Annotated in this window: 9 protein-coding genes; all 9 read left to right on the top strand. The window is 63.9% G+C overall.

Annotation, left to right across the window (positions count from 1 at the left end; genetic code table 11):
• The first annotated feature begins 43 nt into the window (after positions 1–43).
• The 9 genes from ACIQUI_RS11875 to fliJ all read left to right on the top strand — a co-directional run bounded on the left by ACIQUI_RS11875 (position 44) and on the right by fliJ (position 13,765).
• Positions 44–4,906: a glycosyltransferase gene (locus ACIQUI_RS11875; RefSeq protein WP_403198489.1), complete on the top strand. Its 4,863-nt coding sequence runs from the start codon at positions 44–46 to the stop codon at positions 4,904–4,906.
• Between the two features lie 212 nt (positions 4,907–5,118).
• Positions 5,119–6,336 (top strand): sensor histidine kinase, encoded by a 1,218-nt coding sequence (locus ACIQUI_RS11870; protein ID WP_403198487.1) that lies wholly within the window; start codon positions 5,119–5,121, stop codon positions 6,334–6,336.
• On the top strand, positions 6,336–7,688 hold the full coding sequence (locus tag ACIQUI_RS11865) for a sigma-54-dependent transcriptional regulator (protein WP_403198484.1): 1,353 nt from the start codon (positions 6,336–6,338) through the stop codon (positions 7,686–7,688). Before ACIQUI_RS11870 ends, ACIQUI_RS11865 begins: the two co-directional genes overlap by 1 nt.
• 246 nt (positions 7,689–7,934) lie before the next feature.
• On the top strand, positions 7,935–8,267 hold the full coding sequence (gene fliE, locus ACIQUI_RS11860; protein ID WP_003254438.1) for a flagellar hook-basal body complex protein FliE: 333 nt from the start codon (positions 7,935–7,937) through the stop codon (positions 8,265–8,267).
• 15 nt (positions 8,268–8,282) lie between these two features.
• Positions 8,283–10,061, top strand: coding sequence for a flagellar basal-body MS-ring/collar protein FliF (gene fliF, locus ACIQUI_RS11855; protein WP_391132692.1), 1,779 nt, complete (start codon positions 8,283–8,285; stop codon positions 10,059–10,061).
• On the top strand, positions 10,054–11,073 hold the full coding sequence (gene fliG / locus ACIQUI_RS11850) for a flagellar motor switch protein FliG (RefSeq protein WP_391132690.1): 1,020 nt from the start codon (positions 10,054–10,056) through the stop codon (positions 11,071–11,073). The genes fliF and fliG overlap by 8 nt, the downstream gene beginning before the upstream one ends.
• Before the next feature lie 108 nt (positions 11,074–11,181).
• Positions 11,182–11,961 carry a flagellar assembly protein FliH gene (gene fliH, locus ACIQUI_RS11845; RefSeq protein WP_403198480.1) on the top strand — a complete coding sequence of 260 codons (780 nt, stop codon included), beginning with the start codon at positions 11,182–11,184 and terminating at the stop codon, positions 11,959–11,961.
• Positions 11,951–13,306, top strand: coding sequence for a flagellar protein export ATPase FliI (fliI, locus tag ACIQUI_RS11840; RefSeq protein ID WP_391132686.1), 1,356 nt, complete (start codon positions 11,951–11,953; stop codon positions 13,304–13,306). The genes fliH and fliI overlap by 11 nt, the downstream gene beginning before the upstream one ends.
• A gap of 6 nt (positions 13,307–13,312) precedes the next feature.
• Positions 13,313–13,765 carry a flagellar export protein FliJ gene (gene fliJ / locus ACIQUI_RS11835; RefSeq protein ID WP_403198478.1) on the top strand — a complete coding sequence of 151 codons (453 nt, stop codon included), beginning with the start codon at positions 13,313–13,315 and terminating at the stop codon, positions 13,763–13,765.
• The last annotated feature ends 109 nt before the right edge of the window (positions 13,766–13,874 follow it).

The raw sequence follows: 13,874 nt of genomic DNA, 5'->3' as shown, positions 1-13,874 counted from the left end.
TCTCGCCTGCAGCAAGCGAGCAACAATTTTGGGGAGTGACAGCATGACGAATTGGGCTTTGATCGCAGGTGGGCGTTGCATCGGGCAACCCTGGCGGGTACGGGTTGCCGGCTATTGCCTGGGCGATCAGCAGGCATTCCTGCTGTCTGACGCTGATTGGCAAGCACTGCAGGGACAATTGCCGCTGCAACCCCTGGCGGTCTATGGCGCCAGCAACGGAATGTTGTTCGAGCGCGCTACCAGTGCCGAGGAGGAAACCGATGCTGTTCTGCTGATCGCTCACCCTCGCCAGGCGCAGCCGCCGTTCCAGGTGCCAGCGCAGGCGCAACGGTACCTGCTGCTGCGTAACGCCGGGCAGTCGGACGCGCTGCAGGAAGATGCGTCTTTCAGCAAGGTGTTGGTCCAGGCATGGTCCGGGCGTACTTCGCATTCGCGGACCTATATTGGCAGCTTGAGTCTTGCTGATGTCGATGGTGTCGAGTCGCAGGTGTGGCCAATCGCTCGGGAAGCGGAAGACCGTGACCACTCGCGCAATTACCATTGTTCGGCAGACTACTGGCTGTACCAGGTAACCTGCGCCATCGCCGATGATGTAGCCGCCGTACGCCGCATCGAGCCGCTGCTGAGCGTCGTCATCCCCACCTACAACTACGGGCGCTATCTCGTCCAGTGCGTGCAGTCGGTGCTCGACCAGGGCGTGGACAATCTCGAGATACTGGTGCTGGACAACGCATCCACGGATGATACCACCCAGGTGATGGCGGCATTCGCCGGCAACCCGCGGGTGCGTTACATACGCAATCGCTACAATTATGGCCCAGGCTACAACTGGCGTAATGGCCTGCGCGTGGCACAGGGGCGCTATTTCACGTTCCTGTCTGCAGACGACTATTTCAACCCAGGCCACCTGTCGAGCCTGCTGCCTACGCTGGAAAGCCACCCCCAAGTGGCGGTTGGCTATACCAGCATTCGCTGGGTCGATGGTGCCGGGCAGGCACTGAACCAGCCTCGGCATCCGGGGTACCGCAATGGCGATTATCTCGGTGGGCGCAATGAAGTCGCCGACCTGCTGATTTACGACAGCTACATGACTCCTTCGGCTGTGATCTACCGGCGTGAGGTTTTCTGTCGGGTATGGACTCCTGGCAACAGCTACGGTGCCGGTGATTGGGAAATGGTCGTGCAGATGGCCGAGAGTAATCCAGATTTCGCCTATGTCGATGCACCCGGGGTCAGCTATCGCTGGCACGGTGCGCAGTACTCGAGTCAGTTCTACGCCTCCAGCGAGCCGTTGATGGGGCACGTTGCCATTCTTGAAGGGGTGTTTGGGCGTGATGCACAGCATCACCTGCACGGGAGTGAGCGCGAGGTCGCGGCGCACCTCAAGCGGCGCTTGGAGTTGTACCCTGACGAGCAGGCATCCGAGCTGGGTGCCCGGGCGCGCCAGCTGTGCGAGCGGCTGGAGTTGCAGGCGCGCCAGCAAGAGCAGGCGTTGTTCTCTATTGTCCTGACCACCTACAACCGCCCCGATCTGCTTCGCGACGCACTGCGCAGCATTGCCCAGCAATCCTTCAAGGACTTCGAGGTCATCCTGGTCAATGACAATGGCGACCCGGTCGAGTCGCTGCTGGCCGAGTGCGATTTCCCGGTCACGTATATCCGCCAAGGCCGTAATGGCGGCCCAGCCGCAGCGCGTAATGCAGCGTTGCGCCTGGCTCGTGGTCGGTATGTCGTTTTCCTGGACGATGACGACCTGTATCTGCCTGACCACCTCGAGGTACTGGCCAAGGCGCTGGATACCCACCCTGACAGCGTGGTGTACACGGACGCAGTGTTCATCCAGGAAACGATCACGGCAGGCAAGCGCACCGAAGTCGCACGTGAGCAACGCTACCCCCACGAGGCCTACTCAAGGGAGCGCTTGCTGGTTAACAACTACATCCCGATCAACACCTTTGCCTGCCCGCGTGCGCTGGCATTGGCCGTGGGCGACTTCGACGAAGCGTTGGCGGGCCTGGAGGATTGGGACGTGCTCATGCGCTTGAGTGCGCGCAGTGCCTTTCACCATATCCAGTGTGAAACGGTGCAGGTCCGCATGCGTCGCGATGACAGTGCCCCTGCACGACGCTCCGAGCAGGCACTCAAGGATTACCCTGCGCTTTATCGCGAACTGTATGCGCGGCACTCCGACCTTGGCAGTGAAGAAGTCAGGCACGGGCGCCAGCAAATGCTGGAGCATCTGGGTGGGAAACCCAAGGCGTTGACCGTGCAGAACTGGCTAGCCGAACGCGTTCCGGGCGCCATGCAGGCTCGCCTGATCGAGCAGCGTCTGCAAGCGCACCAGGGCGGGCCTGTGATCGGGGTCATCGTGGTGGATGCCGAAGGGCGCACGGATGCACTGAATGCATCGCTGCGCAGCCTGGCCAGCAATCACTGCCTGTATAGCGCATTGAAAGTCGTTGTGCTGACGCCAGGGGATGCGCCTACGACTTTGGCTCAGGACAAACTGCATGTCCTGCGCTTGACCGATGCCAACCTGGGCAGCCAGCTCAACCAGGTGGTGCAGGACGGTGGGTTCGACTGGTTCATGCTGGTAGAGGCGGGGGCTGAGTTCACGGCGAGCGGCCTGCTGATTACCGCGCTCGATCTGTTGGCGGCGCCTGGCTGCCGGGCCGTATATGGTGATGAAGGCTTGCGCGCTGAAGGCGCGGAAATGGGGGCTGCGCTGCGCCCTGACCTGAACCTGGACCTGCTGCTCAGCTTGCCGGCGAGCCTGTCTCGCCACTGGCTGTTCAACCGCCAGGTGTGGCTGGAGATGGACGGCTTCCGCCCAGAGGCGGGGCAGGCTTTCGAGCTGGATTACATCCTGCGCCTGATCGAGTCTGGCGGTTTCGAGGGGCTGGGTCATATCAGCGAGCCTTTGCTGATCTGCGAGGCCCCTGCACTGCGTGACTGCCCTGACGAGCGCAGGGCCATTCAGCGCCACCTGCACGCACGTGGTTTTGCCCAAGCCAGCGTCGAGTCGCGTATGCCCGGGCGTTATGACCTTGATTACGGCACCAGCGGCGATGCCTCGGTGAGTATCCTCATCCTGCTGCAGGGTAACAGCACGGAGCGGGTGCTGCGTTGCATGGAAACCCTTCTGCAGAAGACCACCCATCGAAACCATGAAGTGCTGCTGCTGGCGCGGGACGATGCTGGGCCGGCAGTGAAGAACTGGCTCGACGGCGTAGCCCAACTTGGCACCGATACCCTTCGTTGCTTGCGTTTCCCGGCGGGCATGACGCCTGTGCAAATGCGCAATCAGGCCGTCGGTCAGGCCCGTGGTGATTTCCTGCTGTGGCTGGACGAAGGCGCTGCCGTACTCGAGGGCGACTGGTTGCAGCAGCTGTTGAACCACGGCATGCGTCAGGAAGTCGGCGTGGTGGGGGCCAAACTGGTATCGGGGGACGCTACCATCAGCCATGCCGGTTTCGTACTTGGCCTCAATGGCCCTGTTGGTGAAGCCTTTGCCGGTCAGCCGATGGATGCCTCTGGCTACTTGCAGCGTCTGCAGGTTGACCAGAACTATGTCGCAGTAAGCGGCAAGTGCATGCTGGTGAACAAGGCCCTGTTCCTGGAAGCAGGTGGCTTCGACGAGACACCCGAGTTGCAGCGTTGGGCGGATGTCGACCTGTGCCTGCGTCTGCACCGTGGCGGCTACCTGAACGTGTGGACGCCGCGTGTGCAGTTGTTGCTCAGCGAGGATGCCGCCACACCGGCCAGCACCGATGAAGAGGATGCCTTGTATGACCGCTGGCTGCCTGCACTGGCACGCGACCCGCTGCACAACCCTAATTTCTCGCTGTCCTCCAGCAATGGCCTGGGGCTGGCGCCTTCCGGCCTGAGCTGGCGACCGTTGTCGTCGTGGAAGCCGCTGCCGACTGTGCTCGCCCACGTGGCGGACAGTGGTGGGTGTGGCAACTACAGGGTCATGCAGCCGCTGGATGCGCTCAACCGCGAGGGCTTGGCCGAGGGGGCGCTGGCGTGGAATTACCTTGCGCCTGCGGAGCTGGAGCGTTACCAGCCAGACAGCATCATCCTGCAGCGCCAGGTTGGCGACGAGCAGCTTGAACACATGCGCCGCATGCACGCATTCTCGCGGGCCTTCAAGGTCTATGAGCTGGACGACTACCTGCCCAACCTGCCGCTCAAGAGCGTGCACCGTGCGCACATGCCCAAGGACATTCTGCGTTCCATCCGCCGTGGCCTGACGTATGTGGACCGCTTCGTGGTCTCCACGCAACCGCTGGCCGAGGCCTTCGCTGGCCTGCATGGCGATATCCGGGTGGTGCCCAACACGCTCGACACCCGCTATTGGAAAGACCTCAAGGCGTTGCGCCGGCAGTCGCGCAAGCCGCGTGTCGGCTGGGCGGGTGGCGCAAGCCATACCGGCGACCTGGAGGTGATTGCCGACGTAGTCAAGGAATTGGCCAACGAGGTGGAGTGGGTGTTCTTCGGCATGTGCCCGGACAAGCTGCGGCCTTATGTGCATGAGTTCCACGAGGGTGTTTCGTTCGAGCAGTATCCGGCGATGTTGGCCCGGATGAACCTGGACCTGGCCCTGGCGCCCGTCGAGCAGAACCTGTTCAACGAGTGCAAGAGCAACCTGCGCCTGCTGGAGTACGGTGCCTGTGGTTTCCCTGTGATCGCCAGCGACGTACGGTGCTACCAGGGCTACAACGACTTGCCGGTTACGCTGGTGAAGAACCGGTTCCGTAGCTGGGTAGAGGCCATTCGCATGCACCTGTCCGACCTGGATGCCACGGCAAAGTCGGGCGATGCACTGCGCAATGCGGTGCTCGGTGGCTGGATGCTGGAAGGCGACAACCTGGCTAACTGGCGCAAGGCCTGGCTGCCGGACTGATACATGGCCGTAGGCCTGTGCCGGCCTCTTCGCGGGCTTGCCCGCTCCCACAGAGACTGCGCAAAGCTCAGGGCCTGCGCTGTACTTGTGGGAGCGGGCAAGCCCGCGAAGAGGCCGGCACGGGCAACCCAAACCCCCATCTCCGGCACGGCTATTGCTTTACCGCTGGCAACACACCGTTTTTATGACGGTCAGCCACGCGAGAGAGCACGATGCCCCAGGCCGCCCACGTATCCCGAGCCCCCGATCAGCAGGGGCAAACCCCGGTCGCGCAGGACAGCCACCAGGGTATCGAGCACGCCTTCGCCCTGTTCAATCAGGTGTCCAGCCAGCTGAGCCAGTCCTACAGCCTGCTTGAGGCCCGGGTCAGTGAGCTCAAGGGCGAGCTGGCCGTGGTCAGTGCCCAGCGCATCGACGAACTCAGTGAAAAGGAACGCCTGGCCAACCGCCTGCAAAACCTGCTGGACCTGCTGCCTGGCGGGGTGATCGTGATCGATGGCCAGGGGCTGGTGCGTGAAGCCAACCCGGCTGCCTGCGAATTGCTCGGTGAGCCGCTGATCGGCCAGCTCTGGCGGCAGGTAATCGCCCGCAGTTTCGCCCCGCGCAAGGACGATGGCCATGAGGTCTCGCTGCGCGATGGCCGCCGCCTGTCCATCGCGACCCGATCGCTGGACGCCGAGCCCGGCCAATTGGTGCTGCTCAACGACCTGACTGAAACCCGTCGCCTGCAAGACCAGCTGGCCCGCCACGAGCGGCTGTCGTCGCTGGGGCGCATGGTCGCCTCGCTGGCCCATCAGATCCGCACGCCGCTGTCGGCCGCCATGCTCTACGCCAGCCACCTGGCCGACAGCGAACAAGACCTGAGCGTGGAAACCCGCCAGCGTTTTGCCGGTACCTTGAAGGAGCGCCTGCACGAGCTGGAGCACCAGGTGCGCGACATGCTGGTGTTTGCCCGTGGCGAGTTGCCGCTCAATGACCGGGTTACCCCAAAGGCATTGTTCCAGGCCTTGCAACAGGCGGCCCAGTCGCATGTGCAGGGGCACGCCGTACGCTGGCAGTGCGACAGCCACCTGGGTGAGCTGCTGTGCAACCGCGACACATTGGTAGGTGCAATGCTCAACCTGATCGAAAACGCCCTGCAGGCCAGCGATGGCCCGGCGCGGCTCAAGGTGCACCTGTTCCGCCGCGAGCGCACCCTGCACCTGTGCGTAAGCGACGCTGGCAGTGGCATTGGCGCAGATTTGCTCGCTCGCCTGGGCGAGCCATTCCTCACCACCAAGGCGACCGGTACCGGCCTGGGGCTGGCGGTAGTCCAGGCGGTGGTGCGTGCGCACCAGGGCGCGATCAGCCTGCGCTCGAAGCTGGGCCGCGGTACCTGTGTGCGGGTGGAATTACCGTTGATCGACGGGCTATTGGCGGAGGGCGCGTAATGGTCAAGGTGCTGCTGGTCGAGGACGACCGCGTATTGCGCCAGGCGCTGGGCGACACCCTGGAAATCGGCGGCTTCGCCTACCAGGCGGTGGGCAGCGCCGAGGAGGCACTGGAAGCTGTGCTGGACGAGGCGTTCAGCCTGGTGGTGAGTGACGTGAACATGCCTGGCATGGACGGCCACCAACTGTTGGCGCAACTGCGTCGCCAGCAACCTCAGTTGCCGGTGTTGCTGATGACTGCGCACGCCGCCGTCGAGCGGGCCGTCGAGGCCATGCGTCAAGGCGCTGTCGACTACCTGGTCAAGCCGTTCGAGCCCAAGGCGTTGCTCAGCCTGGTCGAGCGGCATGCTGCCGGGCGAGTGGCTGACGATGAAGGGCCCGTGGCCTGCGAGCCTGCCAGCCGGCAGTTGCTGGAGCTGGCTGCGCGGGTGGCGCGCAGTGAATCGACGGTGTTGATCTCTGGTGAGTCCGGTACTGGCAAGGAAGTGCTGGCGCGCTACATCCACCAGCAATCGCCGCGGGCGGCGCAGCCCTTTGTGGCCATCAACTGCGCGGCCATTCCCGACAACATGCTTGAGGCCACCCTGTTCGGCCATGAAAAGGGCGCCTTTACCGGCGCCATCGCCGCCCAGGCCGGCAAATTCGAACAGGCGCAGGGCGGCACCTTGCTGCTCGACGAAATCTCGGAAATGCCGTTGGCCTTGCAGGCCAAGCTGCTGCGTGTGTTGCAGGAGCGCGAGGTGGAGCGGGTAGGTGGGCGCAAGCCGATCAGCCTTGATATCCGCGTGCTGGCTACCACCAACCGTGACCTGGCGGGTGAAGTGGCGGCCGGGCGCTTCCGTGAAGACCTTTATTACCGCCTTTCGGTATTCCCCCTGGCGTGGCGGCCGCTGCGCGAGCGCCCGGGTGACATCCTGCAACTGGCCGAGCGCCTGCTGGCGCGCCATGTGGCCAAGATGAAGCACGCCCCGGTGCAGCTATCGCCACAGGCGCGCGCTTGCCTGCAGGCCTATGCCTGGCCTGGCAACGTGCGTGAACTGGACAACGCGTTGCAGCGGGCGCTGATCCTGCAGCAGGGTGGGGTGATCGAGGCGGCGGATTTCTGTCTGGCCGGCGTCATTCCATTGTCAGCTGGCATTGAGCCATCACTTGAAGTGCCTGCCGAGGCCGGTGGGCTGGGCGATGACATGCGCCGGCATGAGTACCAGATGATCATCGACACCCTGCGCACCGAGCGTGGCCGCCGCAAAGAAGCGGCCGAACGCCTCGGCATCAGCCCGCGCACCTTGCGTTACAAACTGGCGCAGATGCGCGATGCCGGGTTTGACGTCGAGGCCAGCCTGTTCGGCTGAGGAACAAACCACTCCGCTGCAGCGCGGTTCCCTGTGGGAGCGGGCGTGCCCGCGAAGAACCCAGCGCGGTGTCCAGCACCGGCTGCGCCGGTGTTCGCGGCGGTTCGACGCCTCGACATGCCCGCTCCCACAGGGGCCGTGTGATGGCACACGCTTTAGTTGCCAAGGCTGGCACCTTTGTTGCTTTACGTAGGCTATCCGCCGCATGAGTGTCAAAAAAATGCGGCCGCAGGAGAGAGAAAGGTCATGAGCCAAGGTGTTGAATTCAATCGTCTGATGCTGGACATGCGGGCCATGCAGGCCGATGCCATGTCGCTGCCGAAGGTCACGGCTGCCCCCGAGCTGGCACCCGGCCAGAGTACCTTTGCCGACATGCTCGGCCAGGCCATCGGCAAGGTGCATGAGACCCAGCAGGCCTCGACCCAGCTGGCCAACGCCTTCGAGATCGGCAAGAGCGGCGTCGACCTTACCGACGTGATGATCGCTTCGCAAAAGGCCAGCGTTTCGATGCAGGCCATGACCCAGGTGCGCAACAAGCTGGTCCAGGCGTACCAGGACATCATGCAGATGCCGGTTTGAGGACGGACGTAAACCATGGCTGAAGCAGTCGTCGAAAACGCCCCTGCCAAAAGCGGCAAGCCTGCGTCCAAATCGCCGGTGCCGGGCATGGCGTTTCTGGAAAACATCGCGCAGATGCCCATGCTGCGTCAGGTTGGCCTCATGGTTGGCCTGGCGGCCAGCGTGGCGATCGGCTTTGCTGTGGTGCTGTGGTCGCAACAACCCGATTACCGTCCGCTGTACGGCAGCCTGTCGGGCATGGACACCAAGCAGGTCATGGATACCCTGGCCGCTGCCGATATCCCCTATAACGTGGAGCCCAACTCAGGCGCTCTGCTGGTCAAGGCCGACGACCTCTCCCGTGCGCGCCTGAAACTGGCAGCCGCCGGCGTAGCACCCAGCGACGGCAATGTCGGTTTTGAACTGCTCGACAAGGAGCAGGGCCTTGGCACCAGCCAGTTCATGGAAGCCACCCGCTACCGCCGCAGCCTGGAAGGCGAGCTGGCGCGTACCGTTTCCAGCCTGAACAACGTCAAGGCTGCCCGCGTGCACCTGGCGATTCCGAAAAGCTCGGTGTTCGTGCGTGACGAACGCAAGCCCAGTGCCTCGGTACTGGTCGAGTTGTACCCGGGCCGCGCCCTGGAAGCCGGGCAGGTCATGGCCATCGTCAACCTGGTTGCCACCAGCGTGCCGGAGCTGGACAAGTCGCAGGTCACCGTGGTCGACCAGAAGGGCAACTTGCTGTCCGAGCAGCTACAGGACTCTGCCCTGACCGAAGCCGGCAAGCAGTACGACTACAGCCGCCGCGTGGAAAGCATGCTTACCCAGCGCGTGCGCAACATCCTGCAGCCGGTGCTGGGCAATGACCGCTACAAGGCCGAAGTGTCTGCCGACCTGGACTTCAGCGCCGTCGAATCGACCGCCGAGCAGTTCAACCCCGACCAGCCCGCGCTGCGCAGCGAGCAGTCGGTGGACGAGCAGCGTGCCAGCAGCCAAGGCCCGCAAGGCGTGCCCGGCGCGCTGAGCAACCAGCCGCCCGGTGCTGCCTCGGCCCCGCAAACCACCGGTGGCGCGGCCACTCCGGCTGCCGCCATCCAGCCTGGTCAGCCACTGGTGGACGCCAACGGCCAGCAAATCATGGACCCGGCCACCGGTCAGCCGATGCTTGCGCCGTACCCGTCGGACAAGCGCCAGCAGAGTACCAAGAACTTCGAGCTGGACCGCTCCATCAGCCACACCCGTCAGCAGCAGGGGCGCATGACCCGCCTGTCGGTGGCGGTGGTAGTGGACGACCAGGTCAAGGTCGACCCGGCCACCGGCGACACCACCCGCGCGCCATGGGGTGCCGAGGACCTGGCACGCTTTACCCGCCTGGTGCAGGACGCGGTCGGCTTCGATGCCAGCCGTGGCGACAGCGTGACGGTAATGAACGTGCCGTTCGCCGCTGACCGTGGCGAGGAAGTTGCCGAAATCGCGTTCTACCAACAACCGTGGTTCTGGGACATCGTCAAGCAGGTGCTGGGCGTGGTGTTCATCCTGGTGCTGGTGTTCGGCGTGTTGCGGCCGGTGCTCAACAACATCACAGGGGGCGGCAAGCAGGCTGCCTCGGATAGCGACATGGAGCTGGGCGGCATGGTGGGGTTGGATGGCGAACTGGCCAACGACCGCGTCAGCCTGGGTGGCCCGACAAGCATTCTGCTGCCTAGCCCGAGCGAGGGTTACGAGGCACAGCTCAACGCAATCAAAGGCCTGGTGGCCGAAGACCCGGGCCGTGTAGCCCAGGTCGTCAAAGACTGGATCAACGCCGATGAGTGATAACCGAGCCGTTACCGCCAAGCTGAGCCGCGTCGACAAGGCGGCGATCCTGCTGCTTTCGCTGGGCGAGACCGATGCGGCCCAGGTGCTGCGGCACATGGGCCCCAAGGAAGTGCAGCGGGTGGGCGTGGCCATGGCGCAGATGGGCAATGTGCACCGTGACCAGGTCGTGCAGGTTATGAGCGAGTTCGTCGACATCGTTGGCGACCAGACCAGCCTGGGCGTGGGCTCCGATGCCTACATCCGCAAGATGCTCAACCAGGCGCTGGGCGAGGACAAGGCCAACGGCCTGGTCGACCGCATCCTGCTGGGTGGCAACACCAGCGGCCTGGACAGCCTGAAATGGATGGAGCCGCGTGCCGTCGCCGACGTAATCCGCTACGAGCACCCGCAGATCCAGGCCATCGTGGTGGCCTACCTCGACCCGGATCAGGCCGGCGAAGTGCTGAGCAACTTCGACCACAAGGTGCGCCTGGACATCGTCCTGCGCGTATCCTCGCTGAACACCGTACAGCCGGCAGCGTTGAAGGAGCTGAACCAGATTCTCGAGAAGCAGTTCTCGGGCAACTCCAACGCGGCGCGCACCACCCTGGGTGGCATCAAGCGTGCTGCCGACATCATGAACTTCCTCGACAGCTCCGTGGAAGGTGCGCTGATGGACGCGATTCGCGAAGTCGACAGCGACCTGTCGGAGCAGATCGAAGACCTGATGTTCGTCTTCAACAACCTGGCCGACGTCGACGACCGCGGCATCCAGGCGCTGCTGCGCGAAGTGTCGTCCGACGTGCTGGTGGTGTCGCTCAAGGGCGCCGACGAGCGGGTCAAGGACAAGATCTTCAAGAACATGTCCAAGCGTGCCTCGGAGCTGCTGCGCGACGACCTGGAGGCCAAGGGGCCGGTGCGGGTCAGCGACGTGGAAACGGCGCAGAAGGAAATCCTCACCATCGCCCGCCGCATGGCCGAAGCCGGCGAGATCGTGCTCGGTGGCAAGGGTGCCGAGGAAATGATTTAAGCGGCAAGCTTTAAGCTACAAGCCTCAAGAAAAAGCAGCCTTCATGCAGCCTGCCTGTTCTTGAGGCTTGTAGCTTGAAGCTAGAGGCTCTCACAAACAGGCATGCCAATGTCCAGCAAAGAACACCACCCCAGCGACCTGATCCGCGCCCGCGACCTCGAGGGCGTGGATGTGTGGGCGCTGCCCAGCTTCGATCCGGAACCGGAGCCTGAACCCGAGCCAGAACCGGAGCCAGAGGTCGTTGAAGAAGTCGAGGAAGTGCCGCTGGAAGAAGTCCAGCCGCTGACCCTGGAGGAGCTCGAAGCCATCCGCCAGGAAGCCTACAACGAAGGCTTTGCCACCGGTGAGCGCGAGGGCTTTCACAGCACCCAGCTCAAGGTTCGCCAGGAGGCTGAAGAGGCCCTGAAAGCCAAGCTTGGCAGCCTCGAGCAGCTGATGGGCCACCTCATGGAACCGATCGCCGAGCAAGACACGCAGATCGAGAAAACCCTCGTGCACCTGGTGGCGCACATGACCCGCCAGGTCATCGGTCGCGAATTGCGTAATGATTCCAGCCAGATAACCCAGGTGCTGCGCGAGGCCCTCAAGCTGCTGCCCATGGGCGCGGACAATATCCGTATTCACCTCAATCCGCAGGACTTCGAACTGGCCAAGGCGTTGCGTGAACGCCATGAGGAAAGCTGGCGGCTGCTTGAAGACAGCGCGCTGCTGCCCGGTGGCTGCCGTATCGAGACGCTTCACAGCCGCATCGATGCCACCATGGAAACGCGCATTGAAAAGGCTGTCGCGCAACTGTTCGACCAGCTGCATGACCACGCGCTGCACCCGGCAGCGCCGGATGTGGCGGTCGACCTGGACAAGCCGGTGGAAGCCCCTGATGCACCTTGAGCGCACCAGCTTCGGCAAGCGCCTGGGCAGTTACGCCGAGGCCATCGAGCTGCCGGCCCAGCCCGTGGTCGAAGGCCGCCTGCTACGCATGGTCGGCCTCACCCTGGAGGCCGAAGGCCTGCGCGCAGCAGTGGGCAGCCGTTGCCTGGTCATCAACGACGACAGCTACCACCCGGTACAGGTCGAGGCCGAAGTCATGGGCTTTGCCGGGCCAAAGGTGTTCCTGATGCCGGTCGGCAGCATCGTCGGCATCGCCCCTGGCGCCCGCGTGGTGCCGCTGGATGACGGTGGCCGCCTGCCCATGGGCATGAGCATGCTCGGCCGGGTGCTGGACGGTGCCGGCCGTGCGCTGGATGGCAAGGGCGGTATGAAAGCCGAGGACTGGGTGCCGATGGACGGCCCGGTCATCAACCCGCTCAACCGCGACCCCATCAGCAAGCCGCTGGATGTGGGTATCCGCAGTATCAACGGGCTGCTCACGGTCGGTCGCGGTCAGCGCCTGGGCCTGTTCGCCGGTACCGGCGTGGGTAAGTCGGTGTTGCTTGGAATGATGACCCGCTTCACCGAAGCGGAAATCATCGTGGTTGGCCTGATCGGCGAGCGGGGCCGGGAGGTGAAGGAGTTCATCGAGCATATCCTCGGTGAGGAGGGCCTGAAACGCTCGGTGGTGGTGGCTTCGCCTGCCGACGATGCGCCACTCATGCGCCTGCGCGCCGCCATGTATTGCACGCGCATTGCCGAGTACTTCCGCGACAAAGGCAAGAACGTGCTGCTGCTGATGGATTCGCTAACCCGTTTCGCCCAGGCTCAGCGGGAAATTGCCTTGGCCATTGGCGAACCGCCCGCTACCCGGGGTTACCCGCCGTCGGTGTTCGCCAAGCTGCCCAAGCTGGTGGAGCGGGCGGGCAATGGTGAGCCGGGCGGTGGTTCGATTACGGCGTTTTACACCGTGCTGTCCGAAGGCGACGACCAGCAGGACCCCATTGCCGACTCGGCGCGGGGTGTGCTCGACGGCCACTTCGTGCTGTCGCGCCGGTTGGCCGAGGAAGGTCATTACCCGGCCATCGACATCGAAGCCTCGATCAGCCGGGTGATGCCCCAGGTGGTCGATGCTGATCATTTGCGCCAGGCGCAAAAGTTCAAGCAGTTGTGGTCGCGCCTGTCGCAAAGCCGTGACCTGATCAGCGTGGGCGCCTACGTGGCCGGCGGCGACCCGGAAACAGACCTGGCCATTGCCTTGCAGGCGAAGCTGGTAGCGTTTTTGCGCCAGGGCTTGCAGGACAACGAGGGCATGGCCCAGAGCCGCGAACAGCTAGGGGCGATCTTCACGCCCCCGGCTGGCTGATAGGCCATGGCGCAACCCGGCCGCGCCGCTCGTCTGGCGCCAGTGGTGGACATGGCCGAAGAGGCCGAGCGCAAGGCAGCGCAGCGCCTTGGGCACTTCCAGCAGCAAGTGGCCATGTCCCAGGCCAAGCTGGCCGAGCTTGAGCGCTTTCGCGAGGATTACCAGCTGCAATGGATCAATCGTGGCGGGCAGGGCGTGAATGGCAGCTGGCTGGTCAACTACCAGCGCTTTCTCGGGCAGCTGGAAACGGCCATGACCCAGCAGCGCCAGAGCCTGGTCTGGCACCAGAACAACCTGAACAATGCCCGTGGCGTATGGCAGCAGGCCTATGCCCGGGTGGAGGGGTTGCGCAAGCTGGTGCAGCGCTACATGGACGAAGCCCGGCGCGCCGAAGACAAGCGTGAGCAGCGGTTGCTGGATGAATTGTCGCAGCGGCTGCCGCGGTCAAATGGTTTTTAGCTATTTGCCTTGAGCCTTGCAGCGCCTATGAGATCGAGCGCCGCCCGCGCGGCGCTTCGCGGGGCAAGCCCGCTCCCACATTTGTTGCAACGTGGCCATGTCTGTGGGA

The organism is Pseudomonas sp. NPDC090592 (genome assembly GCF_044769185.1).
In the GTDB taxonomy this organism is placed as follows: Bacteria; Pseudomonadota; Gammaproteobacteria; order Pseudomonadales; family Pseudomonadaceae; genus Aquipseudomonas.
Note: the sequence above shows the minus strand (reverse complement) of the source record. Positions and strands in the feature narration are given on the sequence as shown.

What these genes read in the sequence shown, in the direction of transcription:
- fliI (WP_391132686.1), top strand. Translation starts at nt 11,951, where the DNA reads ATGCACCTTGAGCGCACCAGCTTCGGCAAGCGCCTGGGCAGTTACGCC.
- fliH (WP_403198480.1), top strand. Translation starts at nt 11,182, where the DNA reads ATGTCCAGCAAAGAACACCACCCCAGCGACCTGATCCGCGCCCGCGAC.
- ACIQUI_RS11870 (WP_403198487.1), top strand. Translation starts at nt 5,119, where the DNA reads ATGCCCCAGGCCGCCCACGTATCCCGAGCCCCCGATCAGCAGGGGCAA.
- fliF (WP_391132692.1), top strand. Translation starts at nt 8,283, where the DNA reads ATGGCTGAAGCAGTCGTCGAAAACGCCCCTGCCAAAAGCGGCAAGCCT.
- fliJ (WP_403198478.1), top strand. Translation starts at nt 13,313, where the DNA reads ATGGCGCAACCCGGCCGCGCCGCTCGTCTGGCGCCAGTGGTGGACATG.
- ACIQUI_RS11875 (WP_403198489.1), top strand. Translation starts at nt 44, where the DNA reads ATGACGAATTGGGCTTTGATCGCAGGTGGGCGTTGCATCGGGCAACCC.
- fliE (WP_003254438.1), top strand. Translation starts at nt 7,935, where the DNA reads ATGAGCCAAGGTGTTGAATTCAATCGTCTGATGCTGGACATGCGGGCC.
- ACIQUI_RS11865 (WP_403198484.1), top strand. Translation starts at nt 6,336, where the DNA reads ATGGTCAAGGTGCTGCTGGTCGAGGACGACCGCGTATTGCGCCAGGCG.
- fliG (WP_391132690.1), top strand. Translation starts at nt 10,054, where the DNA reads ATGAGTGATAACCGAGCCGTTACCGCCAAGCTGAGCCGCGTCGACAAG.